This window comes from Pseudomonas sp. URMO17WK12:I7, from assembly GCF_003269045.1.
In the GTDB taxonomy this organism is placed as follows: domain Bacteria; phylum Pseudomonadota; class Gammaproteobacteria; order Pseudomonadales; family Pseudomonadaceae; genus Aquipseudomonas; species Aquipseudomonas putida_J.
The window spans coordinates 75,222-99,771 of record NZ_QLTL01000019.1 but is presented as its reverse complement, the minus strand read 5'-3'; the positions used below and the strand labels follow the sequence as shown (position 1 = coordinate 99,771).

At 61.5% G+C, this 24,550-nt stretch carries 16 protein-coding genes; 3 read left to right on the top strand and 13 right to left on the bottom strand.

Translation table 11 applies throughout. From position 1 onward, the window contains the following. Positions 1-13: 13 nt before the first annotated feature. From H040_RS23240 to H040_RS23225, 4 genes are all read right to left on the bottom strand, one after another. Complete coding sequence (locus tag H040_RS23240; protein ID WP_027918734.1) at positions 14-1,687, bottom strand: MFS transporter; 1,674 nt, start codon at positions 1,685-1,687, stop codon at positions 14-16. 189 nt (positions 1,688-1,876) lie between these two features. Next, on the bottom strand, positions 1,877-2,656 hold the full coding sequence (locus tag H040_RS23235) for an alpha/beta fold hydrolase (protein ID WP_027918735.1): 780 nt from the start codon (positions 2,654-2,656) through the stop codon (positions 1,877-1,879). Further along, positions 2,653-3,072 carry a VOC family protein gene (locus tag H040_RS23230; RefSeq protein ID WP_027918736.1) on the bottom strand — a complete coding sequence of 140 codons (420 nt, stop codon included), beginning with the start codon at positions 3,070-3,072 and terminating at the stop codon, positions 2,653-2,655. The genes H040_RS23235 and H040_RS23230 overlap by 4 nt, the downstream gene beginning before the upstream one ends. A 75-nt stretch (positions 3,073-3,147) precedes the next feature. Continuing rightward, positions 3,148-4,074, bottom strand: a complete 927-nt coding sequence (locus tag H040_RS23225; RefSeq protein WP_027918737.1) for an alpha/beta fold hydrolase — start codon at positions 4,072-4,074, stop codon at positions 3,148-3,150. Positions 4,075-4,266: 192 nt separating this feature from the next. On the opposite strand from H040_RS23225, the gene H040_RS27385 reads away from it, so the two are divergent. Then, entirely contained in the window at positions 4,267-4,431 is a 165-nt protein-coding gene (locus tag H040_RS27385; RefSeq protein ID WP_155954351.1) for a hypothetical protein, read from the top strand. Here H040_RS27385 and H040_RS23220 read toward each other — a convergent pair. After that, positions 4,378-6,789, bottom strand: a complete 2,412-nt coding sequence (locus H040_RS23220; protein ID WP_027918738.1) for a UvrD-helicase domain-containing protein — start codon at positions 6,787-6,789, stop codon at positions 4,378-4,380. The genes H040_RS27385 and H040_RS23220 overlap by 54 nt on opposite strands. Before the next feature lie 220 nt (positions 6,790-7,009). Here H040_RS23220 and H040_RS23215 point away from each other — a divergent pair, with 220 nt between their 5' ends. Continuing rightward, positions 7,010-7,708 carry a pirin family protein gene (locus H040_RS23215; protein ID WP_027918739.1) on the top strand — a complete coding sequence of 233 codons (699 nt, stop codon included), beginning with the start codon at positions 7,010-7,012 and terminating at the stop codon, positions 7,706-7,708. 137 nt (positions 7,709-7,845) lie between these two features. Here the strand turns inward: H040_RS23215 and pgm are convergent, their stop codons facing one another. From pgm to H040_RS23185, 6 genes are all read right to left on the bottom strand, one after another. Further along, entirely contained in the window at positions 7,846-9,483 is a 1,638-nt protein-coding gene (gene pgm, locus H040_RS23210; protein ID WP_027918740.1) for a phosphoglucomutase (alpha-D-glucose-1,6-bisphosphate-dependent), read from the bottom strand. Positions 9,484-9,569: 86 nt separating this feature from the next. Next, the gene (locus tag H040_RS23205) at positions 9,570-11,831 is read right to left on the bottom strand and encodes an ATP-dependent DNA helicase (protein WP_027918741.1); all 2,262 of its coding nucleotides are present in this window, start codon (positions 11,829-11,831) and stop codon (positions 9,570-9,572) included. After that, positions 11,828-13,477, bottom strand: a complete 1,650-nt coding sequence (locus H040_RS23200) for a VRR-NUC domain-containing protein (protein WP_027918742.1) — start codon at positions 13,475-13,477, stop codon at positions 11,828-11,830. The genes H040_RS23205 and H040_RS23200 overlap by 4 nt, the downstream gene beginning before the upstream one ends. Before the next feature lie 85 nt (positions 13,478-13,562). After that, positions 13,563-14,876 carry an aminotransferase-like domain-containing protein gene (locus H040_RS23195; protein ID WP_027918743.1) on the bottom strand — a complete coding sequence of 438 codons (1,314 nt, stop codon included), beginning with the start codon at positions 14,874-14,876 and terminating at the stop codon, positions 13,563-13,565. Next, the gene (locus H040_RS23190; protein ID WP_027918744.1) at positions 14,876-16,240 is read right to left on the bottom strand and encodes a hypothetical protein; all 1,365 of its coding nucleotides are present in this window, start codon (positions 16,238-16,240) and stop codon (positions 14,876-14,878) included. The genes H040_RS23195 and H040_RS23190 overlap by 1 nt, the downstream gene beginning before the upstream one ends. Positions 16,241-16,702: 462 nt before the next feature. Beyond that, positions 16,703-17,725, bottom strand: a complete 1,023-nt coding sequence (locus H040_RS23185) for a zinc-dependent alcohol dehydrogenase family protein (RefSeq protein WP_027918745.1) — start codon at positions 17,723-17,725, stop codon at positions 16,703-16,705. A gap of 206 nt (positions 17,726-17,931) precedes the next feature. Between H040_RS23185 and H040_RS23180 the strand changes: the two genes are divergently transcribed. Further along, positions 17,932-18,846, top strand: a complete 915-nt coding sequence (locus tag H040_RS23180; RefSeq protein WP_027918746.1) for a LysR family transcriptional regulator — start codon at positions 17,932-17,934, stop codon at positions 18,844-18,846. Positions 18,847-18,956: 110 nt separating this feature from the next. Here H040_RS23180 and H040_RS23175 read toward each other — a convergent pair whose 3' ends face one another. Continuing rightward, complete coding sequence (locus H040_RS23175) at positions 18,957-21,824, bottom strand: tetratricopeptide repeat protein (RefSeq protein ID WP_027918747.1); 2,868 nt, start codon at positions 21,822-21,824, stop codon at positions 18,957-18,959. A gap of 260 nt (positions 21,825-22,084) precedes the next feature. Next, on the bottom strand, positions 22,085-24,550 hold the full coding sequence (locus H040_RS23170) for a DEAD/DEAH box helicase (protein ID WP_027918748.1): 2,466 nt from the start codon (positions 24,548-24,550) through the stop codon (positions 22,085-22,087).

The following is a 24,550-nucleotide window of genomic DNA, read 5'->3' as shown; positions in this document are numbered from 1 at the left end:
GGGCCGGACCTGCCTAGGTAATTTCCCGATCCTTGGTCTCCGGCAGGAAGCAGATCCCCAGCACTGCCGTCATCACCGCAATCACGATCGGGTACCACAGCCCGTAATAGATATCCCCGGTCGCCGCCACCATGGCAAACGCCACCGTCGGCAGGAAGCCGCCGAACCAGCCGTTGCCGATATGGTACGGCAGCGACATCGAGGTGTAGCGGATGCGTGCCGGGAACAGCTCCACCAGCCAGGCGGCGATCGGCCCGTAAACCATGGTTACGTAGATCACCAGAATGGTCAGTAGCAACAGCACCATCGGATAGTGGATCTTGGCCGGGTCGGCCTTTTCCGGGTAACCCGCCTCTTTCAAGGCACCGCCCATGGTCGCGGCAAAGGCATCGCTCTGGGTCTTCAGGTCGGCGGCCGCCAGGCTGCTGCCGTCGAAGCTCGGGATCACCCGCTCACCGATGCGAACCTGCGCCACGCTGCCAGGCTCGGCTGCCTGGTTGGTGTAAGGAATCGCACGCTTGGCCAGCAGGCTCTTGGCGATGTCGCAGGAGCTGGTGAATTTGGCCTTGCCCACCGGGTCGAACTGGAACGCGCACTGGCCAGGGTCGGCGACTACCACCACCGGGTTCTGCTCCTGGGCGACGAACACGTCCGGGTTACCGTACTCGGTCAGCGCCTTGAAGATCGGGAAGTAGGTCAGCGCCGCAATGATGCAGCCGGCCATGACGATCTTCTTGCGGCCGATGCGGTCCGACAGGCTGCCGAATATGACGAAGAACGGTGTACCAATCAGCAGGGAGCCGGCGATCAGCAGGTTGGCAGTCTGCGGGTCGATCTTGAGCATCTGCAGCAGGAAGAACAGCGCATAGAACTGCCCGGTGTACCACACCACCGCCTGCCCGGCCGTGCCACCAAGCAGCGACATGATCACCACCTTGAGGTTGTCCCAGCGGGCGAACGACTCGGTCAGCGGCGCCTTGGACGCCTTGCCCTCGGCCTTCATCTTCATGAATACCGGCGACTCGTTGAGCTGCATGCGGATGTACACCGAAATCGCCAGCAGCAGGATCGACAACAGGAACGGCACCCGCCAGCCCCAAGCCTCGAACACCTCGGTGCCCATGGCGGTGCGGCAGGCCAGGATCACCAGCAGCGAGAGGAACAGGCCGAGGGTGGCGGTGGTCTGGATCCACGACGTGAAGAAGCCACGCCGGCCCTTGGGCGCGTGCTCAGCCACATAGGTGGCCGCACCGCCGTATTCGCCGCCAAGCGCCAGGCCCTGGAGCAGGCGCAGGGTGATCAGGATGACCGGTGCCGCCACGCCAATCGACGCGTAACTGGGCAACAGCCCCACCACCGCCGTGGACAGGCCCATGATGACGATCGTGATGAGGAAGGTGTGCTTGCGCCCGATCATGTCGCCCAGGCGGCCGAACACGATCGCGCCGAACGGCCGCACGGCAAAGCCGGCGGCAAAGGCCAGCAAGGCGAAGATGAACGAGGTGGTTTCATTGACGCCGGCGAAGAAGTGCTTGGCGATGATCGCTGCCAGCGAGCCGTACAGGTAGAAGTCGTACCATTCGAACACGGTACCCAGCGAGGAGGCGAAGATGACCTTGCGCTCCTCCTTGGTAATGCCCCGTTGGGGCGCGCTACTGCCCGTGGAAGCGCTGTCGAGAACCGCCATGGGATGCCTCCGTCTTGTCGTTATCGAAGGCCGGAGTACCTCACACCCATTTCACCGTCGCACCCAGGCCCAAGGGCTAGCATTGGTTGCGCGAAGCACAACGAGGTCAGCTGCCTCGAATCGCAGCAAGGTAACTGAAGCATAATCGGCTTTACGGCAATATCCACTTGCCAGCATCGCCAGTTGCCATTACCCCAGAAACCGTTGCACCTCGGCCAGCACGACCTCGGTCTGTTCCCGGTGCGGAACATGCCCGCAGCCCGGCAACAGGCGCATCACGCTCGGCCCAGCGGCCAATGCGGTAAAGCGCCGAGGGTGCGCTGGCGAGCCGAATTCGTCCTGGTCGCCATGCAGGCTGAGCAACGGGCACTGCACCTGCGCCAGCAATGCATCCAGGTTCCAGTCGGCGAAGGCGTCGTCCAGCCAGGTGTCCACCCAGGCGCGCAATACCCATTCGGCCTTGTCGCCGTGATAACGCGTCAGGCGCTGCAGCTGCCCCGGCGCGGCAAACTGCTGGTCCGCAGCGCGAATACCTTGCAGGGTCAGGCCCTCGACAAAGGCCTGTGCCGATTCGATGATGAGGGCTCGACAATGTTTGCCGTGGATCGCCGCGCAGCCGACGGCCATGCCGCCGCCGACGCTGTGACCAAAGACGATGAAATCGTCAATCTCCAGCTGCCGCAGCAAGGCGGCGAAGCCTTGTTCCGCCTCAGCCTCGACAAAGCCCCGGCGCAAGCGGCCTGGATGTGCATCGGAGCGGCCAAAGCCCAGTCGGTCATAGGCAATGACCCGCTGCCGGGTCACTGCTGCCAGCTGTTTGGGGAAGTCACGCCACAAGGCAACGCAACCCAGCGAGTCGTGCAGCAGTATGATCGGCACGCCTTGTGCGTTCTGCGGCCTCACGTCCTGGGCGAACAGCTTGCCGTCTGGCGTATCGACCCAGTGTTCGAGCGCGTTGACCTGGGTCATGCCGCCACCTCGACCGGGCCCTTGAGTTCGACCTGATTGCCATCGGGGTCGAAGCAATACAGCGATAGCCCTTCGCCTTCGGCACCATAACGTTTTTCTGCCGGCTCAACCGCCACCCCGGCCGCTTGCAGGTAAGCCATCAGTGCTTGTTCGTCGAACGGTTCGATGCGCAGGCAGAAGTGGTGCAGGTTGCGCCCCTCTGCCCCGGGTGCCGCACCACCGGGCCGGCCCAGCGGGCCATCGAGCGTCACCAGGTCGATCATGGCCGTGCCGGTCGCCAGGTGAACCATACCAAGGTCCGGGCGCTCACGGCTGACCTTGCAGCCCAGCAGATCGCGGTAAAAGGCCACGCTGCGCTGCAGGTCAGTGACCCGCAACACCAGGTGGTCGATGTGCTTGATGGCGAACGGTCGCATGCAAGGTCTCCTTGAAGTGCCTGCCCGATGGCATTGGCCACCATAGCCCAAGACCTGACCTGCTGGCCATGGCGCCTACTCGTTCACCAGGCGCTGCAGCTGGCCACCCTCGTGGCGGGCAAGGACCCGCAGGATCTGGTCGACCAGCGCCCGGTCGGGCGCTTCCAGATGAAAATGATGCCCACCCGGGTGCCAGGAAACCCGGGCGTGGCCCGGCAACGCCGCTTGCCGCTGCTCGAAACCGTTGCTGCTGTACGCTCCTTGCCTGCCAAGCATCAGGTACAAGGGGCAACGGATTTCCCTGAGCAGGTCACACGCCTCGCGCTCGGTCAGCGGCATAGGCTCCGGCAACACCAGGCGCGGGTCGTGGCGCCAGCAATAACCATCCGCCAATTGCAGCAGGTCGCGCTGGGCCAACAGCCGCGCGGCCTCCTCGGTCAACTCCCCGTCCAGGCGTGTGCGCCGCTGTTGCAGGGCCGTTTCAAGGTCGTCGAAACGGCTGCCTTCGGTTGCGGCAAAGCCGGGCAGCTGGCTGCGCTGGACCATGCGTTTGAGCCGATAGGCACGGGCCAAGTGTTGTACCCGATCATCCTCGGCGACCGTGAATGGCGCACCCATGCCATCCAGGAACAACATGCTGGCGATACCACTGGTCATGGCTGCAAGCAGCGAAGCGATACCCGTGCCCATGCCATGGGCCAGCACATGAAACCGGGCCAGCCCCAGGCTGTCGGCCACCGCCAGCATGTCCTCGGCATGCTCCCAGAGGTAATAGCCACTGTCGTGACGACGGTGATCGGAGCGGCCATGGCCGACCAGGTCCGGGGCTACCACGAAGCAGCCGTCGAGCATGGGTGCAAGGCGCTCGAACGAGGCGGCATTGTCTAGCCAGCCATGCAAGGCCAGCACTGGAATGCCCTCCTCCGGGCCCCAGCAGCGTACGGCAATCTCGATGCCGTTGAGGTCGAGCAGATGATCCTTGGGGCTGAACGGCAAACGCATGTTCTCTCTCCCTGACTGATGCCTGGCGCGTGCTCGTCAGGCCGGCACTTTACCTTGGCGCAGCTGCCGGCCGCCTGCTGGTCCCTCGCCGACAACGACATACACAGAACCGACCGGTGTCGGCATCTATCTACCTGCTGGCCTGCGGCCGGCTCGTGCCCCATGGCGTCTGACCGACACTGGAGCACGAACATGAGCCACCCACCCTTCCACCAGAAACAGATCGCCAGAACCCTCCCCGAATGCAGCAAGGCCTTGATCGCGAGGCTGACCCAGGCACTGGACGCCAACAACCGAGCATTCTTACTGGCCGCGCAGGTCTTCGAAAAATACCTGCCGGCCATCCACCTGGCTTGACGCCCGTGGCGCTTGCGCCGTTTCACCATTGGCCGCTTCCACGTGCCAATAGCAGTGCCTGACCGCCCGTGTCACTGCCACGTAGGCGAGGCGTTGCACCTCCTCCTTCTGCGCAGTGTCGAACGGCTGACTGTCGCCTGCGCGGCCAAGGCCGGCCTGGCGGTAAACCTGATTCTTGTAGGGCGAACTGGTCAGGTACTGACAGTCGCCAAGCATGAACACCGCATCGGCCTGCAAGCCCTTGGCGCTGTGGTAAGTCAGTTGGCGCAAGCGCCGCTGCTCGCTCGGCAACGAGGCCTCGGCCTGCAGCACGCTGTGCAGGTGATCGTTCATCAGCGCCCGGTCGCTGCCTTTGCGGTACAGCATCATCACCGACTCGCCCCGCTGGTAATGCTCGATCAGGGTCTGGCCGAGTGCAGCCTCATCGCGGTCGAACACCTTGACCGGCGAACCGGGCAGCTCTGCAGCTGGCCCGGCGGCACGCGCCTTCTTGCCGCTGATGGCAGGCGCCCCTTTGACCAGGTGCTCGGCCGCGTCGATCACCTGCTGCTGGCAGCGGTAATTGTCGACCAGCATCACCCGGGTGTTGGCCGGCGACGGGAAGGCCTTGGTGAACTCCATGAAGTACTTTGGCGAACTGCCGCGCCAGCCGTAGATCGACTGCCAGTCATCGCCCACGCACATCAGCGAGGAATGCTGGGCATTGCGCCCGGTGTGCATGGACGGGCCACGACGGCGGATTTCCGCGAGGCAGGCGCGCAGCCAGCTGACGATCTGTGGCGAAACGTCCTGAAATTCGTCGATCATCAGGTGCGCCAGTGGCCGCAGCAACGGGTCGGGCAGCAGTTGCAGGTTCTCCGGGTTGTTCTCACCGAACAGGGCGAACATGCGGTTGTAGCTCATCACCGGTGGCGACTGGTCCAGCAAGTGCGCCTCCAGGGCTTTCCAGTACAGGGCCAACGCCTCGAAGAACAGCGCGTCGGTATCGCCTGACGGGAAGCTCATGGCCGCCACGGCCGGGTTCACTTCCAGGCCAAGGTTTTCGATGAAGTTGGCGGCGCCGACGAAGGCGTCGAGCAGCGGCGCCGGGGCCAGCTCGCCTTTGACCTTGTACTCGAAACCGGGCCCTGCCACGGCATCACCGGCCAGTGATGCGGCCAGGCGCCTGGCCATGGCGTAGTTATCGAGCCAGATCAGCGGCTTGTCGCAGAACGCCTGCAACAAGGTGCGCTTTACCGCCCACTCGGCACGCACCGCCAGCTTGGCGCCGGGGCGTTGATACTGGGCACTTTCCGCCGGGTCGAAGCCCAGCACCACCCAGGCGTCAAGGCCTTCGAGGCGGCCATGCACATGGAAGCGGCTGCCACGGATCTCGACGGTTTCGCGGCAGGGCTCGATACCCTTGATCGGCCAGGCGCCGGCGGCGAACCACAGGTCTTCGATCACATCGCACAGTTCTTCGTCACGCTGGGCGGCCAGCTGGGTGACCTGCACCCGCTTCTGCACATCCGGGTGGCCCGGGTCCAGCGGCTTGAGTTGCAGGGCCTCGCGGCGCAGGGTGGCGACGATCTCGGCAAAGCGCGGGCTTTCACCGAGCAATTGGCTGTAGCACTGGTTCAGCTGTTGGCGCTGGGCATCGTTCAGGCGCAGGTCGAACGGGTTGCTCTCAGCCTCCGCCTCGCGGCCGGCCGGCATCTCGTTACCCAGGGTCTCGAACGCACGGACCTGGCCGAAGCCCGGCAGGCTGCGCACCAACGGCAGGATCCGTGAATGGAAGGTGCGCACCAGATCACGCGCCTTGGCCGGTTGCAAGTCCAGCTGCCAAAGGGCAAACACCTGCACCAGGCGCTTGATGAAGTCCTTGCGCGACTCGCGGGTGAAGGTGACCACGGTCATCGCGTCCAACTCGTAGCCCAGGTAGTGACGCAACAGCAAAATGCGCAGCACCAGCGAGGTCGACTTGCCGGCCCCGGCGCCGGCCACCACACAGGTGGACGGTGTGTCGCTGAAAATCAGCTTCCATTGCGCCGCGCTGGGCTGCGCCTCGGCGGGCAGGCGCTGGGCAACGTCGGCCTTGAAGCGCTTTTTCAGCTCCGCGGTCAGGGGCAGGCGCCAGTCATCGAAAAGGTTGTCGTCCTGTTCGGGCACCGCGGCGGTATCCGGCCGTGAATCGCGGATCACCAGAACCTGGCGACCTGCTTCATAACCCTGCGCGTGGCCGAGGCTCCAGGATTCGCGATGTTGTGCCTGCAGGCGAGTCAGGCCACGGCCCAACAGGCGTGCAGCCAGGCGGCGGAACCAAGGCAGTTGGGCTGGTGGGGTCAGTTTGGCAGGGGCCTGGGGTTGCTCGTGGGCCACGGTCACTCCGTTGAATATCAGATCAGCGGGCCATGTTCGCCGTATCCACCAAAAATCGCCAGCGAATGCTTGCAGATCAGTGGATTAGGCGTTGAATCGCATAATCCACATCGCCACTATAAATCGATAAAACTGATTGTAATAAGCCGATATTTACGCTTATTTTCGATCTATTTTGTGTGCATCATGGCTTCATTCCACTGATTCAAGGAGCACAACCATGCTGCAACTGCGCCCATTCGAAGGCCTTGGCCACGCCAACCACGGCTGGCTCGACGCCCATCACCACTTCTCGTTTGCCGAATACTACGACCCGGCGCGCATGCACTGGGGCAACCTGCGGGTCTGGAACGACGACCTGATCGCTGCCGGCAGCGGCTTCCCGCCCCACCCGCACCGCGACATGGAAATCATCACTTATGTGCGTGAAGGCGCCATTACCCACCAGGACAGCCTGGGCAACAAGGGCCGTACCGAGGCTGGCGACGTGCAGGTGATGAGTGCCGGTAGCGGCATCGTGCACAGCGAGTACAACCTGGAAGAGGTCGATACCCGCATCTTCCAGATCTGGATTGTGCCGGAGAAGGTTGGCGATGCGCCGTCCTGGGGGACCCGCCCGTTCCCGAAAGGCGAGCGCGGTGAAGGCTTCGTGACCCTGGCCAGCGGCCGCGCGGGTGACGAGGACAGCTTGCAGATCCGGACCGATGCACGGCTGGTAGCCGCGACGTTGCGCGCTGGCGAAACCGCCGAATACCGCTTCGATGCCGGGCGCCGGGGTTACCTGGTGCCGGCCAAGGGGCTGGTGGAAGTCAATGGGCTGCGCGCCAAGGGCCGGGATGGGGTGGCGATCGAGCAGGAGGAAGTGCTCAAGGTCACCGCTATCGAGGACAGCGAAATCGTCCTGGTCGATGTTGCATAAGTGAAAGGGGCCGCTTTGCGGCCCAATCGCCGGCAAGCCGGCTCCCACAGTGACCGCACAAACCTTCAGACTTGTGCAGTTTCTGTGGGAGCCGGCTTGCCGGCGATTGGGCTGCAAGGCAGCCCCGCTCAGGTCATTCAGGCAATCGCCGCATCCACCAGCACCTGCGCCTCTTCCACCAGGCGCTTGAGGTGCGCCTCGTCGACGAAGCTCTCGGCGTAGATCTTGTAGATGTCTTCGGTGCCCGATGGCCGCGCGGCAAACCAGCCATTGGCCGTCATTACCTTCAAACCACCAATCGCCTGGCCATTGCCCGGCGCATGGCTGAGGATCTGCACGATTGGCTCACCCGCCAGTTCGGTCGACTTCACCTGCTCAGGTGCCAGCTTGCTCAACGCTGCCTTCTGCCGTGCATCGGCCCTGGCCTCGACACGGGTGGCGAACGGCTTGCCCAGCGCTGCGGTCAGCTCGTTGTACGCCTGGCTCGGATTGCGCCCGGTGTGGGCAGTCATCTCGGCCGCCAGCAGCGCCGGAATCAGGCCATCCTTGTCGGTCGCCCAGACCGTGCCGTCCTTGCGCAGGAACGACGCACCGGCGCTCTCTTCACCGCCGAAGCCAAGCGTTCCGTCGAACAGGCCCTGGGCAAAGAACTTGAAGCCCACCGGCACTTCGTACAGCTCACGGCCCAGGCGCTCGGTAACGCGGTCGATCAGGCCGCTGGATACCACGGTCTTGCCCACCGCGGCGTCGCTGCGCCATTGCGGACGGTTGCGATACAGGTAATCGATGGCCACCGCCAGGTAGTTGTTCGGCTGAAGCAGCCCGTCAGCGGTGACGATGCCATGGCGGTCGTGGTCCGGGTCGCAGGCAAAGGCCACGTCAAAACGCTCGCGCAGGCCGATCAGGCCTTGCATGGCGTAAGGCGACGACGGGTCCATGCGGATCTGGCCGTCCCAGTCCACGCACATGAAGCGGAAGGTCGGGTCGACTTCGGTGTTCACCACTTCCAGATTCAACCGGTAGCGCTCGGCGATCGCCGACCAGTAGCGCACCCCTGCCCCGCCCAGCGGGTCAACGCCCAGGCGCAGGTTGGCGCCACGAATGACGTCGAAGTCGATGACGTTTTCAAGGTCAGCCACGTAGTGGGTCACATAGTCATGACGGTGGGTCGTGGCGGCCTGCAGCGCCTGGGCATGGTCCATGCGCTGGACCCCGGCAAGCCCTGCGGCCAGCAGTTCGTTGGCCTTGGCCTCGATCCACTTGGTCACATCGCTGTCGGCCGGGCCGCCGTTGGGCGGGTTGTACTTGAAGCCACCGCTCTGTGGCGGGTTGTGCGACGGGGTGATGACGATGCCATCAGCCAGGCCCTGGCTGCGGCCACGGTTGTAGCAGAGGATGGCATGCGACACCGCTGGCGTCGGGGTGTATTCATCGTCCTTGGACAGCATCACCTGCACGCCATTGGCGGCCAGCACTTCCAGGGCACTGGCCGCGGCCGGCGCGGACAGCGCGTGGGTGTCGGCGCCGATGAACAGCGGCCCGTCGATGGCCTTTTCCTGGCGGTACAAGCAGATGGCCTGGGTGATCGCCAGCACGTGGTGCTCGTTGAAACTCAGGTCGAACGAGCTGCCCCTGTGCCCCGAGGTGCCGAAGGCCACGCGCTGGGCCGCCACGGCGGCGTCAGGGCGGCCGGTGTAGTAAGCGGTGAGCAGGCGGGGGATATCGACCAGCACGCTGGCCGGAGCCGGCTTGCCTGCCAAAGGACTGAGCGTCATGCAAAAACCTCGAGTTCAACAGATGTTGGTGTTGGAACACGCAGTGTACTGGGAGTTGCAATGTGGCGCGATGGGGCCGCACAGGATTATTTGGCGGCCACCTGCCACCAGGCCGGGAACATCTGCTGTACCCGCTGTTCGGCGAATCGCTCGTCGATCAGCACCAGCACACCGCGGTCCTGGTCGCCACGGATGACCCGCCCGGCAGCCTGGATGACCTTGCGCACACCGGGGTACAGGTAGGCATAGTCGAAACCAGCGCCAAACTGCCGCCCCAGGCGCTGCTTGAACTGTTCGTTGACCGGGTTGACCTGGGGCAGGCCAAGGGTGGCGACGAAGGCCCCGATCAGGCGGGTTCCAGGCAAGTCGACGCCCTCACCGAACGCCCCACCGAGCACGGCAAAGCCTACCCCTTGCCCGTTTGCCACGAAGCGATCGAGAAAGGCCTGGCGCGCGGCTTCGTCCATGCCTGGCGCCTGGGCCCACAGCGGGATGCCAGGGTGGCGCTCGGCAAGCAGGCTGGCCACCTGCTGCAAGTACTCGAAACTGCTGAAGAACGCCAGATAGTTACCTGGCTGGCGCTGGTACTGGTCGGCAATCAACTCGGTAATCGGTGCCAGTGAAGCCTGGCGTTCGCGATAGCGGGTCGAGACCTGGCTGGCGATACGCACTTCGAGCTGCTCGGCGCGGAACGGCGCTGCCACCTCCAGCCAGGCGGTGTCGGCCGGCATGCCGAGCAGGTCGGTATAGAAGTGCCGTGGGCTCAAGGTGGCGGAAAACAGCGTCACACTGCGCGCCGCCTGCATGCGTGGGGCGAGCAACCGGGCCGGGGTGACGTTGCGCAGGCACAGGCTGGCCAGCTGCCGCTTGCGCGGGCCTTCGCGCAGGCTGATGTCGAACAGGAAATGCTCGTCGAACAGCTCGGCCACCCGGCTGAACTGCAGCGCCTGGTAGAAGAACTGCAACACCTGGGCATCGACCTCGGCGGGTTTTTCGTTCATGCGCTCCTGAATCAGCCCGATGCACTGCTGCAGGGCCCGCAGGAAGGCCTCCGGCAATTGTTCACTGGCCTGGTACGGAGCCTGCTGCCCCTTGTACAGCGCATTCCACTGCCGATTCAGCCGGTCCAGGGCGCTGCCGAGCCCCTGCGGCTTGCTTTGACGCAAGGCGAGCAACTGGCCCTGGTCGAGGCTCGCGCTGTACATGCCGCGGCCGCGCTCGACAAGGTTGTGCGCCTCGTCCACCAATACCGCGACCCGCCACTGGTTCAGCTGGGTCAGGCTGAACAGCAAGGCGTGGGCGTCGAAGTAATAGTTGTAGTCGGCCACCAGCACGTCCACCCAGCGGGCCATTTCCTGGCCGAGGTAATACGGGCAGACCTGATGCGCCAAGGCCACCTCGCGCAAGCTGGCGCGGTCGAGCATGGGCCGCAACGCCGCTGCCTCGCGTGCAACGGGCAAGCGATCGTAGAAGCCTTGGGCCAGCGGGCAGGACTCGCCATGGCAGGCTTTGTCCGGGTATTCGCAGGCCTTGTCCCGGGCGATCAGCTCCAGGGTGCGCAACGCGGGCTGCGGCGTGCCCGCGCTGATCTGGCCCAGCGCGTCCAGCGCCAGCGCCCGGCCCGGGGTCTTGGCCGTGAGGAAAAACACCTTGTCCAGCTGCTGCGGGACCATGGCCTTGAGCAGCGGGAACAAGGTGCCGAGCGTCTTGCCGATACCCGTACTGGCCTGGGCCATCAGGCAGCGCCCGGTACTGACGGCTTTGTACACGGTTTCGGCCAGTTGCCGCTGGCCTTGGCGGAACTGGGGGTAAGGAAAGCCCAAGGCTTGCAAACCCTGGTCGCGCTCGACAAGGCGCTGTTGCTGAGCCACGGCCCAAGCAAGAAAACGCTGGCACTGCATTTCGAAGAAGTGTTGCAAGGTATCGGCGCGGTAGTGCTCGCTGATCAGCGTCTGGCTGTCGTTGTCGACATCCAGATAGACCAACGCCACCTCGATGGCTGGCAACTGCCGCGCCTGGCACAGCAGCCAGGCGTAGACCTTGGCCTGAGCCCAGTGCAACTGGCGATGATTGGCCGGCTGCCGCGCCAGGTCGCCGCGGTAGGTCTTGATCTCTTCCAGGCGATTGGCGGCCGGGTCGTAGCCATCGGCGCGCCCGCGTACCTGAAGGCCTTGGTACTCGCCCTCAAGGGCGACCTCCGCCTCATAGCCTGCGGCGCGCCGGGCGACCACCCGGCGATGCCCTTCGATACCTTCCTGAGCCGTGGGTGACGGGGTGAAGCGCAGGTCCAGGTCACCGACCTTGGCGCTGAACTCGCACAGCGCCCGCACCGCCACGCGATAACTCACGCTGGCTCGCTCCAGCGCACGTGGCACACCGCCACCGGCAAGCCGTGCTCGGCGCAGAACTCCAGCCAGCGCAGTTGATTGTCCTGCAAGCGATCACCGGGCCCCTTGACCTCGACCATTCGATAGCGCTGCTGCTCTGGCCAGAACTGGATCAGGTCTGGCATGCCGGCGCGGTTGTTGCGGATGTCCTGCAACAGGCGCAGGAAACACTGTTTCAAGTGCGCGGCGGGCAGGCACGTCAGCGCCTGATCGAGCAACCCTTCGTTGAGCATGGACCAGAACACGAACGGTGACTGCAGGCCTTGCTTGGCCGCGTAGCAATCGAGGATGGCCTGGCGATGGGAGCCATCGTCCAGGCGGCCCAGGCAGGCAGCGAGCTGCACTGCGCGCCGTTGCTGGAAATCGCTGTCATGCAAATCCTGGGGCGCCGCCTGGAACGGGTTGAAGAAGGCCCCCGGCACCGGGGCGAAGATCGCCTCCCAGCACAACAGGCCAAACAGGCTGTTGAACAGTGTGTTCTCCACGTAGTGCGCCTGCCCACCGGTTTGCCCCAGGTACTGCCGCACCGCTTCCTCGACACCCAGCGCTGCCTGCTCGCGCGGCAGTTCCAACTCGATCAGCTCAGGCACAGCCGCGCGCCGGCGTGGCTGTGCGGGGCCGCCGAGCTTGCGTGCCAGCCGCGGCAACATGCGCTCCAAGGCCTGCACTTCCAAGGTGTTGGCCGGTTCGGCAGCCAGCTGCCGGGCCAATGCGTGGGCCTGCTCCCAGCGCTCGCTGCGCTCGAACACACGAACCTGGCGAATACGCGCTTGCGCATGGCTGCTACGGGCATACACCGCCAGCGCCTGATCCCAGTCACCGAGGCGCTCGCATTGCTGGCCCACGGCAAACAACAGCCGGCCATGGCGCCGTGCCAGCCAAGGGTTGTCGATCGTCAGGCCGGCCAGTGTCGCCAGGATCGATGCCGGCTCCTCACCCAGTTCCAGACGCTCGCCGCACTGGTGCAGCGCCATGGCCTGGTCGACCTCGCTGCGCTGCTGCAGGGCACGTGAGTCGCGGCTGAAAGGCACCTGCTCGAAACGCAGCAGGCCCAGGTCAGCCAGCACGAAGTCCGACCAGTCCTGATAAAGGTTGCCAAAAAACAACAAGCGTATGCGATCACACAGCGGCTGCAGGCACCACTGCACGATACTTACCGGGGCCTGGGCAAACCACTCGTGCAAAGGCCTGGGAGCCAGCGACAGAGGCCGCAACTGCTCCAACAGGTCGCCCTTTGCCGCGCGCGGGCGGGCCAACTGCCCGGCGAAGCCAAGGGCGAGTTCGTCCTTGCGCAACAGTGCGAACAGTTGCTCGAGGCTCAGGACCTCCGGCTCGCGCACCCAACCCAGCGCCAACAGTGGCTGCAAGGCGGCCGCAGTGTCACCGATTTCGGCATAGTCCAGGCGGTCGCAGCGAAACAGCTCGCCCTTGCGCATCACCATGCGCACCATCAGCGCCTGGGCCGGCTGCGCCAGCGCAGCAAACGCCTGGACAAACGCCAGTTCCTGCGCATCGAGCAGGTCGGTATAACGTGACTCGACCCAGCGCAATACCTGGCGGAAATTGTGCAGGTAATACAGCGGGTCATCGACGGAGTGGGCAATCACAAGGCGGGGTCGGGCAGTAAAAGTGAGCACTGTTTATACATACAGATTGCGCGCACAGGCAAGCACCAAGGCTCATTCCGCCGGGCTACCGACGAATGGCGTCAAACGCCAAGGCCCTTGCCAGGCGTTCCAGCGCCTCGCCCAGCGCCTTGGGCTGCTCGCCCAGCCAGGTCAGCGCCAGGAACTGCCGATAACGCCCATCCAGACCGAACTGCTCACCCGCCAGCACCTGCAATGCCGAGTCCGCAGTCGCTGCCACGGCTTGAGCGCTTACCATCGTAGGTGACAGGCGCACCCACAAGGCATACCCGCCCTCAGGCATGTCGAAGTCCACCTGCCTGCCCAACACCGTGCGCAGCTGCTGGCACATTTGTTCCATCCGCCCATGCAGCACCGCCCGCGTCCGGGCCAGGTGCTGATCGATTTCGCCCGTGGTGATCATCTGCGCCAGCGCCTGCTGACGCGTTGGCGCAAGTTGAAAAGCACGCTGGGCGAATGCTTCTACCAAAGCTTCATGGCGCCCCAACAGGTAGGCATAAGGTGCCTCGGCCCCTACTGTCGCCTCCAGCGAACCCAGCACCAGCAGCCAGCGCGGGTCCACCCAGTCGCGCAACCGTGAGCACGGTGGCACGGAAAAGCACAGCTCGCTGTCCAGATCATTTTCCAGCAACCAGACCGGGTGCGCTGCCAACAGATCGGCGATCTGCTGCTGATCGCGCTCAGGCATCACTCGCCCCACTGGGATGGCCAGGCACGAAGGCATTATCATCATGCGCACCGGTTCATAGCGCAGCAGCCTGGACAGACTGCCGATATCAAGGCTGCCGCCGCCATCCAGCGGGACTTCAAGGACCCGCATGTCGCAGCGTTGCAGGGCCCGCAGGATACGCCAACAGCACGGTGAGGTGACCAGCACGGTACTGCCCTGCAGCGCCAGAGCCTGCAACAGCGTTTCCAGCAACGCCTGCACATCAGGGCCCAGATGCACATCCTCAGGTCGCCAGTACTGCCGGGAAGAGCGGGTATAGCGCTCGGCCAGGGCGTCACGCAGCCGTGGCCCGCCCAGCACCCGCGTGGGCCGCGCACGCAGCCGCCCCAGGCGCCGCTCATGGGCGAACAACGCGCGCTCCAGCAACGGCTGCGCGGGCAGCCCATGGCCTGCATCAGCCCTGCCGACCTCCAGGCTGACCTGGGCGAAATAGCCGGACTTTGGTACCGACTGCACACGCCCTTCCTGCTCAAGCAGGCTGTAGGCCGCCTGTACCGTCGCCAACGAAACACGCAAGCGCCTGGACAACGCCCTTAGCGACGGCAGGCGTGGCTGCCCGCCTCGCTCGGCCTCGTCGATCAACGCGATCAGGTAACGGTACACCGCCTGGTAGGCAAACTCGCGCCCCATCAGGATGAAGCCTTGCGCATCGCGCAGTGCAAAAACCGCAGTTGCACATCACGCCGCGCCAGGTTGATCAGCAATTGACGGACACCCGGCGCCAACCGCCCCTTGTAGACCATGCGCAATTGCGCCAGCGGCAGGCCGCTGGTATTCACGATCCAGTCCTTGACGGCATCAGGGCAGGTTTTGCCTTGCAGGGCCCGATGCAGGTAGGGCAAGGCCACCAGCATGTCGGCATGGCGCGATTGCAGGAACCGCTCCAGACCCGCCCCCTGGTTGGCAAAGGGCCGGTACAACAAACAGGCGAGCTGGGTCTGCTCTAGCCCATAGGCCCTGGCGAAGCGCGCCTGCTGGGGCGCCTGAGGCTTGCCAGGAACATCCTGGCCGGCCAGGCGCAATGCTTGCCGGGGGGCAGTAGGTGCCTTGCAGCGCCCGCTTGTCTCGTGCAACTGCGCCAGCGCCAGAGGGTCGACAAATGCCGCCAGCGGTGCGCTTTCGCCCGCCGGCTCGAAGCCCCAGCCCATCATCAGGTCGAGTTCGCCTTCACTGAGCAACTGGGCCAGAAGATCGTCAATCACGATGACCCGCAGCGGCAATGGCCTTTCCTGGGCGCTGACCGGCGCGCCGATCACCCCGCCCGGTGAGCCTGCGACAACATGCAAATGGCCCAGCGACCTGGCCAGGCTGTCGATGCATTGATGCAACGAGCCAGCACTGGCTACACCTGCCTGGCGCAGGGCCCGGCGGGCCCAGGCCGCAAAACGCCGCCGCTGGCTGGCAGGTATGGCGGTTATCAGGGCATCGGCGCCCGGGTACGCGGCCAGCGCCAGGCGCATGGCATCAGCCAGTTCCAGATGCGTGCGACTGCCCAGCAGTGCTTCGGGGTGTGCATCAACGAGGTGGCCGAACATCAGCAAGGCTTGGCGTGACAACGGCAAATGCCGATCCATGGTGTCAGCCTGGCGACAGAACGGCACCACTGCTGCCCCCTCGACCATCTGCAACTGCACACGCGGATCATCATGCATGAACAAGGTGTTGAAGGTGCGCTCATGCTGCTCCAGTAATACGCCGCTGGTTGCCGGCACACAGGTGACCAGTACCCGCAACTTGAAGGTGACAGGTGCGCGCAAGGCAATGCTCAACTGCGCGGCACGCAACACGGCCAATAACCGGGCACTACGACGGTCTCCCCCGTGAACCACCAGCAACCTGAACGTACCGATGTATTCTGGCCCGCCAGCGGCTACCAGCAAACGCTGGATCAGCAACTGCAGCGAAGCGCGTTGCTCCTTGGTCATATGTTTCAGCAGGCGTTCCAGCACCTGCTGATAAATAAAGTGCATAGCCTGGTCGTGAACAATACTCACGGCATCACCTCACAACTTCATTCAACACAAAAGCACGCCACCTGAGGGTTCAGTGCAGCGGATTTAACTTGAAGAAATTTCCTACAATCAAACAGGAAGCTTTGAAGTTGCAGTACGCTGTCGCCACACCCTTGAAACAGATGAGCCTAACCAGGAACTCTCCACCGCCTTGAACCGCGCACTGCCGCGCCTACTCGTCTTCACTGCACGCTCCTTGCGCCAACTATCAATGCGCCATTATCGAGCGTTGAATAGGGATTAAAAGATACAGATCTCAATGAAAAAACCATTCAGAAATCAGTAAATACGGGACCTGCAATGTATAAAAGCCTACTAAAGACCCGCTTATAACTCCCCAGCAACATCAACTTACAAAGTTAACAACTACAACCTCATGAAATATAGCCGCGCAGAATGCAAAAAACCGGGCATATGCCCGGTTTTTGTTTACCAGTTATGCCGTCAGCGCGACGCCATATCGAGCACTACCCGCCCGCCACAGGGGCATTCGTCCATGTAGCGATGGGCCTCGACCACATCGGCGAACGGATACACCTTGATGATCTGTGGCGTCAGCAACTGATCGGCGGTGAACTGGTTGATATCGCGCAAGGCCCGTTGCAATGCCACTTGGTCCTGGCTGATGCCCAGCTCCGGCTTGCCGGTGAAGTTGCCGATACAGTGCACGTAGAACTGGATGTTCTTCTGGAACGCCGCACAGGCCGGGAACGGCGTCTGGTTGCCCCCCTGCAGGCCATACAGCACCAGGCTGCCACGCGGCGCCAGCACATCACCCAGCAATGACATCTGCGGCCCGCCCATGCCATCGAGGACCATGTCGACGCCGCGGCCATCGGTGTACTTGCCAACCTGCATGAGCAGGTCCTGCTCTTCGGTGACGATCACCTTGTCGGCACCCAGGCCCAGCAGGTATTCACGTTGCTCGGGCTCCTTGGTGGCCGCGAACACCTTGAGGCCGAGCGCCTTGCCCAATTGCACGAATGCCGGTCCGGCACAATGGCTGGCATCGGTGACCAGCGCGGTCTGCCCGGCCTTGGCACGCGCCAGGTCGACGTAGGCGAAATAGGCGATCAGCAGCGGCGTGTAATGCACGCTGGCCTCGATCGGCGTGAGAATATCCGGATACCGGGTGATGGCGGTGCGTGGCAGGACGATGACATCGCCATACACCGGGTGATCGTTGGCACTGGTGGCCGGGAAACTGGCGACCCGGTCGCCCACTGCGATATCTTCGACGCCTTCGCCGACCGCTGTCACCACACCGGCCATCTCGTGGCCGATCCCCGCAGGCAGCCGCGCTTGAGATGGCGCCAGGTTCTGCCGCCAGAGCACGTCATACCAGCTTACGCCGATAGCCTCGACGCGGATCTGCACCTCGCCGACGGCAGGTGACGGTTCGGCCTGCTCCTCGCAACGGAGCACATCGGCAGCGCCGAACTTGTGGAAACGGATCATGCGGGACATCGCATACCTCGCCTTTGTGAATCTCGTATTACCACGGACTTTATCCGGGCTTTTGCCGTTAGACCATCAGTGGCTATTAATAGTCGACATGCCTGTCATCGATTGGGCACCTGACTTTCCTGTGCATTGGCCCCCGGAAATCGGTGCAGGGTAACAGCCTTTGGCCTTAATATTCACCCCTGCCCCACTTTAGGCGAAGCGCACCGATGAATCGAAACGACCTGCGTCGCGTAGACCTCAACCTGCTGATCGTGTTCGAAACCCTCATGCATGAGCGTAGCGTGACCCGTGCCGCCGAGAAGCTGTTCCTCGGCCAGCCGGCCATCAGCGCGGCCCTGTCACGCCTGCGCAACCTGTTCGATGACCCGCTGTTCGTGCGCACCGGCCGCAGCATGGAGCCATCGGCGCGGGCTCATGAAATTTTCGCCCTGCTGTCGCCGGCGCTGGATTCGATCTCCACCGCAGTCAGCCGCGCCGCCGAGTTCGACCCGGCGACCAGCAACGCGGTGTTCCGCATCGGCCTGTCGGACGACGCCGAGTTCGCCCTGCTGCCACAGCTGCTCAAGCGCATCCGCGCCGAAGCCCCCGGCATTGTCCTGGTGGTGCGCCGGGTCAACTACCTGCTGATGCCGACCCTGCTGGCCTCGGGCGAGATTTCCGTTGGTGTCAGCTACACCAGCGAACTGCCGGCCAACGCCAAGCGCAAGGTGCTGCGGCGCAGCAAGCCCAAATTGCTGCGCGCCGACAGCGTGCCAGGCAGCATCACCCTCGACGACTTCTGCGCTCGGCCGCATGCGCTGGTGTCGTTTGCCGGCGACCTGTCAGGCTTCATCGATGAGGCGCTGGAAGAAATCGGCCGCAAGCGCCATGTGGTGCTGGCGGTGCCCCAGTTCAATGGTTTGGGAAGCTTGTTGGCAGGGACCGATATCGTCGCCACGGTGCCGGACTACACGGCCGATGCCTTGACTGCAGCCGGCGGGCTGCGCGCGGAAGACCTGCCCATGGAAGTGCGTACGTTCGAACTGCACATGGCCTGGCGCGGGGCGCAGGACAATGACCCGGCGGAACGCTGGCTGCGGTCACGGATACAAATGTTCTTTGGCGACCCTGACAGTCTTTAAGGGCTTCGTCCTCGACCGACTGAAGTCGGCCGATTGCTGCCTTTGGCCATCGGCAGAAATCGGCCAAATGCAGGCGTTTGAGAACGCCCGAGGCGATTCTAAATCCTCGATCAGTGAGTGCTTGCTCGCCGTTTCAGCTCTTCCAACCTCCCCGACAACGCATCCCTATACTTCCCCGCCTGGCACGACTCCAGCGCTGCCTCCGTTTGCGCGATCGCAGAGTCTGTCGCACCCAATGCTTCGTGACATTTACTGAGCAACTCATGATAACTAGCGATGCGCTCAAGCCCTTTCTTATCATCTTTAGCAAGCGCAAGAGCACGTTCAGCGGTGCTCAGTCCATCCTCCAGCTTGTGAACTCCCAATTCTGCCTCAGCCTTGCGGTACAGGAGCCAATGGTCCTTGTTGAGGGCTTCAGTCGGAATCTTCATGATTACATCCAGCGCCTCCGCCGGCATCCTTGCGAAAAGGAACATTTTGGCTACTGCGCGTGCGTCAAAGCTCCTAATTCCATGCTTGCTCCCCAGAGCCGTGGCAAATACAACGCCCGCCGCCGTGATTCGGTCGCGCAAATTAGTCTTGCCTGCACTGTCGGCAGCTGCTGCAGTATTACCAAGCGACTCGCACGCGCTACTCCATTGGCCCTTATCAACCAACTCAGGTGGCGTGGAGAGAATCTCCGGGAACCCCTCGGCCAGCGCCACGCAAATCTCTGGGTGCTGATAAGCAAAAATCGAGGTGAAGGACAGGTAGGCCTCATAAAATTGGTCTAGACCCTCTAGAGCCGACAGAGCAATCACGTCTGCGAGAGCCCGCACTTGCTCAGTATTGCTCACCGTCTCGTCGGCGACTTTCCTGTAAGACCGGAGTCGCGCGACGGACGCCAACGAGACCCGCAATGGCACATCCCACGGAGCTTCGATAACTCGGTCGACGAGGGTTTGCATCGCATGTGCTCCCGCCATTTTGATTGGGTCATCGGCATCCTTCTGTGTTCCCATATGCGCAATCTGCAGACAAGTCGCATGCCACTCGGGCCGAATCTCCAGAAGCTTTTGAAAGCAGGTCAGAGCCTCATGCAATCTGCCGCAACGGCGCAATGCCTTGCCCTGGTGGTGCAAAAGCTCGAGGTTTACTTCAGATGCTGGATCCCCTTGCTGAGCCTTGCCATATTCTTCCGCCCAAGCACTAAAGTGCTGACGCCGATCGTCGTGATCCAATGAATACGCAAATGCCTCTTGCGCATCGATGACACAAAGTAGCTCTTGCAATGGCGCTCCCCCGTGAGTACTCCGGCGATGCAGCTCCTGCTCTTGCACAAGACTACGGCCACTATCCAGTTGCAGCAAAGCGTAAGTCAGCCAGTCTGGCTGCTGGGCTTGGCGCCGCTGATAGATCTCCGTCAGCTGGGATGCGCACAAGTGAATCTGTCGAATTACACTGGGGATCATCTCCCCCGAGTGTTTTTCGACATACTTCGTGACGGCGGTAGCGATAGGTTCGGCATCTGGTTTGTCGCGAACGGCCTGGCAGATGAGATCGTGCACAGACAGAAGCCCTGGCGCGACTGCCGGTTTCAGTATCGACAGACGCTGAAGGTGAGACTTTACAGCGTGTCCCAGGAAATGCCCGAGAAACCTGGCGTCGTTCGAAAATGATCCAGAGTTTGCAATCTGTTGCAGGCCTTGGAGATATCTTGAATCCAATCGCCGCAAGATACTGCCCATAATTGCCGCGCCATTGCTATCTGAAATGACCTGCGGTTCTGCGAGTATTTCTTCATAGAGCTCTTCCCGCGGTACGCCTTCCGCTTCGACCAGCTTGCGTACAGTTGCGAGGATAAGGGGAGAGAATCGACAAGCCTCGATAAATCTTGCTGCAGTTGCGTTTAGCTTGTTCCTGTCCTCGCCCAAAATGGCGGCAGCCGCTTCCGTCGAGATTGTAGGCATATGAAGCACTGATTTGCTCGCTGGATTGAGCTGTGAGGTCACTATCACATGACCGCCTCGCTCGAACCCCTTTGAGAGGTCATCGAGTGAGTTCTCGACCAATTCACGCTCCAGGCTGTCGATTACGAGCAACGTCTTGTAGCTGTTGAAGATGCCCGCCACATTGACAGCAACGCCACCTCTAACGCGTTGAACTGAGCTTAGCGAGGTGTCTGGCTTCCAGTCCCCCCCAGTGATCCACATGTAGTTCTCGTAGTACTTACCTTCCCGCTGCAGGTAGTCAACAGTCGCCTGCGTCTTACCAGAACCGCTGATTCCGGTCAGCAGACAGACGCGGTTGCCCTGATCGAAATGGTCCCGTATTGCAACCACCACGGCAGCATCGGAGACGTGATATTCACATGATGCAGGTGCCTTACCGTAGTAGGCATAGTTGTCGAGGTCTTGGGAAAAACCAGGGAAAAATGTAGTGTAGAAAGCGGCAGCGGTCTGATTCTGCGTAGAGAACTCGAAGATTAGCCTTGCCAACTCCCGCGCATCAAGAATGTTAAGACGCTCTCCATGCTCCTTAGCGATCCCCGTGCGATTGAACTTCGCGCGAAAAGATTCTGGCTCCTCCTGGCTACATATCAGATAAATTTTTTGGGGCAGCTTGCCTGCTGCATGGTCAAGGACATGCTGAACGTCTTTTTCGATCTTGGCGTAAGTCGCTACGGGGGCTTCGGCGTTCGCGCCCTCCGTATCTTGCCCTTGTGAGGAACCTTGCCCGTCTGGTGCCTTGCTTACCTTGCCAAGGAAGTAATCTTTCTCGGCGCTGTATTCGCCGGCGACCAGGAAATCTTGCGAAAAAGTGTCGATCGTGTATCCGACAGGCCGATAGTCCTTATTAAGCCCGTGATGGATCAGGCGATTATCCTCGAGCAACTCAATGAGGCTATGACCAACAATTTCCAGAGAAGAAGCATCTAGTTCGACGACCTCGCCGATCAGGTTACCAATGATTCTTTTTTTAATAAGATCGGACTGCATATGCTTTCTGTCTCGAGTAAGGACCGGTCAGCTGAGCGCGGAGACGCTAGGTGCGACAGCTCGAGGGGCGACTCCACGATAATCACCACCCACTCGCATGGTGACTAGTACGCGCAGCAATTGGAAGCCCGGACTGTAAAGATTAATTGGCCGATATGAGTGGTCAGGCCCAGGAATCACGTAGATTGGGCTTTCGGAGGCTGATGACTGACGCCAGGGAGGCAATCTGATAACCTCCCAAGCGCTTCCACAAGCCTCAATCAAACAGGTTTGAGGTTCATCTTGGCTTCAAAAATCAGTAGATCGCTTTCCTCATTGTTGATCATCATGTTGACCAGGCGAGAACTCACTTCGATGTCTCCGCCTAGCGTCGCACGCACGGTTTCGGGGTAGCGTTCAAGCATCAGATCCGCCAAACCATGACTGTAGCCATCCCGGATGAGCTTGATCTTGGTGTCATCTGCAGTGCCGTACTTGATGAGCTTGTAGAAGCCAGGATCCAGGGCGCCTACCCCATTCAGCACCTCGACGAACTTGAAGATCTTGTTGTCGAAGAAATCGTCCTCGTCCTTGAGACGAACGATCGCCAGGTTAATCCGCTCAGCGTCATCTTTCTGGGAGATCCTTACCCAATTTTCGTAGTTGCTGTCGCGATACTTGGTATCACCCCATTTCCCCACGAACACGTGATCGCTATGGCTACTCTCTACAAGCTTTTTCCAGTACGCGAGCGTCAACCGGATCGTCTGCTTAACGCTGAGTTTCTTCAACTTCCAATCCAGAATCATGGCGTAGAAATTCCGGGCAGCCTCTTGATTGAGACGCACCAGGTCGCTGTACTCTCGACTCTTATCGAAGTGGTCAATGAACGATTTGGAGATGGCAAGCATTAATCTGTCAACGGTGTTGATGACACCGTTCGCCTCGATGCCTCGCTTGATCTTCCGCTCAATCGCCTCCTCCTCTACGAACACATCAATTTCACTAACGCTGTTCGCGATGAGGAGCTTGCCCACCTGAGTGGTCACGTACCGGCACTCCCGGTCCTTAACCACGCCAGGATGTAGATTCTCAAGCCGAGCCACAGCGTCGTCGTAGAGAACCGAGACCTTCCCATCGATGATCTTCGTGGCCTCAAGCAGTACGTTGCTAACCGTGTCCTTCACTACTTTGGAGACGTTGACCGATTTATCGTAGAAGGTTTCAAGCGCCGCATTGTTGCGGGTGTAGCCATCCACGCCTAACAGGTAGATGCTGGACTCCAGCTTTCTCAACGCAGCCTCAGCGCCAGGCGCGAAGACCTCACTGAATCGGTTAACGCGCCCGATCAAATTCTTGAATTGAGATGGCGTCAGCGTTTTCTTCCCTTTGAAGTAATCAAAGACGAAGAGCCGTTCGATCGGCAGGTTCACCCCTTCCAGAAGCGTGGAGTTGCAGACCAGAAACCTCATCTGCTTAGAGCTACTGAACAGGTTCTCTAGATACAGGCGGATGGTGTCAGGGATCGAACCATGGTGGTACATCACCCCTTTACGCAGGCATCCGATCAGTTTGTAGCGTCGGTCAAAAAGCTCTTCGAGCTCAGCACAGGCCGTCTGGATCAGCGGACAATCCACGGGTGGCAACACCGCTGCCAGTTCGACCGCGAATGACTCAATGCTCTTCTTCCTGTTGCCATAAACGATGTTTTTGGACAGTGCTTCGCCTTTGATGAGCTCAAAGCAGTTGGCATACCTCCGATCAAACTCCATCCAGTCATTCAGGAAGTGGTCATAAAGCTTGAGCTTTGTTCGCTCCCTCCCCGCCCTGAAGTCCTTGATGTAGAAGCGCTCAGATTTGATGTATTCGTCGATTTTGAACCCGTTCGGGATCATGTCCAGGAAGCGCACACGGACATTGAGCTCATCACACAGGAAGGGAGTCAGGAACTTGAATGACGTTTCAGGGTTACGCGCCCCCAGAATGCACAGCATGGCAGCCAGCAACTCACTTCTGCGATCACTCTGCAAGAGGTTGTGGGCCTCATCGACGAAGACCATGTCGAAGGTCAGCCCGGCGTTCTCGTTCAAAAGCCTGTTGAGCCGTTCCTGGGTTAGGACAAATGCCCTGTTATTTCGCTCAACCGAATACATTTCGGGGTGGGTGACCACCTTGCCCACGCCCTCGATGTCCGCGTAGATCAACCGCTTCTTCGTCTGTGCCAGCAGGGCCTTCGAGGGGACGAGAATCAACACTCGCTGCCCCGGATTCTCCTTCACCGATTGGATGATGAGCTCAGATTTGCCGTAGCTGGTCGGTGCAACCACGACTGACGACTTACGGTACTCCGACTGTACAAATGTTCGCAGTGCGTCCTGTTGCTCAGTGAGCACGATGCCCTGATCACGGAAGGTATCGACGTAGCTGCCAACGATGTTTCTTATGAACGACTCGCTGCGGTGGTCGTCCTCGGAAAAATAGCTGCTGATCACCGCTGAGACAGGGTGTAGGCCACTGTCGAGCGCCACATCGTAGAGTGCCTGGTACTGACCCGTGGCGTTCCCGTAAAACAAGATGATTCGGTAGCCAAGACGCCGAATTTCAGGGGTTTTGTGGTTTAGGAGCAGCACGGCGATGGCCAGTAACTTTACGGTCTGCGTGTTACCCAACTCGTCTCCCTTGAGGAGTTGAAAATACAGATCCTTGAACTTGGTGTTGCCCAGCTTCCTGATGGTCAACTCTTCCAT

Excerpts from the sequence above, each read along its gene's own strand:
- H040_RS27385 (WP_155954351.1), top strand. The coding sequence starts at position 4,267 with ATGAGCCACCCACCCTTCCACCAGAAACAGATCGCCAGAACCCTCCCC.
- H040_RS23230 (WP_027918736.1), bottom strand. The coding sequence starts at position 3,072 with ATGCGACCGTTCGCCATCAAGCACATCGACCACCTGGTGTTGCGGGTC.
- H040_RS23175 (WP_027918747.1), bottom strand. The coding sequence starts at position 21,824 with ATGCAGTCCGATCTTATTAAAAAAAGAATCATTGGTAACCTGATCGGC.
- H040_RS23180 (WP_027918746.1), top strand. The coding sequence starts at position 17,932 with ATGAATCGAAACGACCTGCGTCGCGTAGACCTCAACCTGCTGATCGTG.
- H040_RS23215 (WP_027918739.1), top strand. The coding sequence starts at position 7,010 with ATGCTGCAACTGCGCCCATTCGAAGGCCTTGGCCACGCCAACCACGGC.
- H040_RS23185 (WP_027918745.1), bottom strand. The coding sequence starts at position 17,725 with ATGTCCCGCATGATCCGTTTCCACAAGTTCGGCGCTGCCGATGTGCTC.
- H040_RS23240 (WP_027918734.1), bottom strand. The coding sequence starts at position 1,687 with ATGGCGGTTCTCGACAGCGCTTCCACGGGCAGTAGCGCGCCCCAACGG.
- H040_RS23225 (WP_027918737.1), bottom strand. The coding sequence starts at position 4,074 with ATGCGTTTGCCGTTCAGCCCCAAGGATCATCTGCTCGACCTCAACGGC.
- H040_RS23195 (WP_027918743.1), bottom strand. The coding sequence starts at position 14,876 with ATGGGGCGCGAGTTTGCCTACCAGGCGGTGTACCGTTACCTGATCGCG.
- H040_RS23170 (WP_027918748.1), bottom strand. The coding sequence starts at position 24,550 with ATGGAAGAGTTGACCATCAGGAAGCTGGGCAACACCAAGTTCAAGGAT.
- H040_RS23235 (WP_027918735.1), bottom strand. The coding sequence starts at position 2,656 with ATGACCCAGGTCAACGCGCTCGAACACTGGGTCGATACGCCAGACGGC.
- pgm (WP_027918740.1), bottom strand. The coding sequence starts at position 9,483 with ATGACGCTCAGTCCTTTGGCAGGCAAGCCGGCTCCGGCCAGCGTGCTG.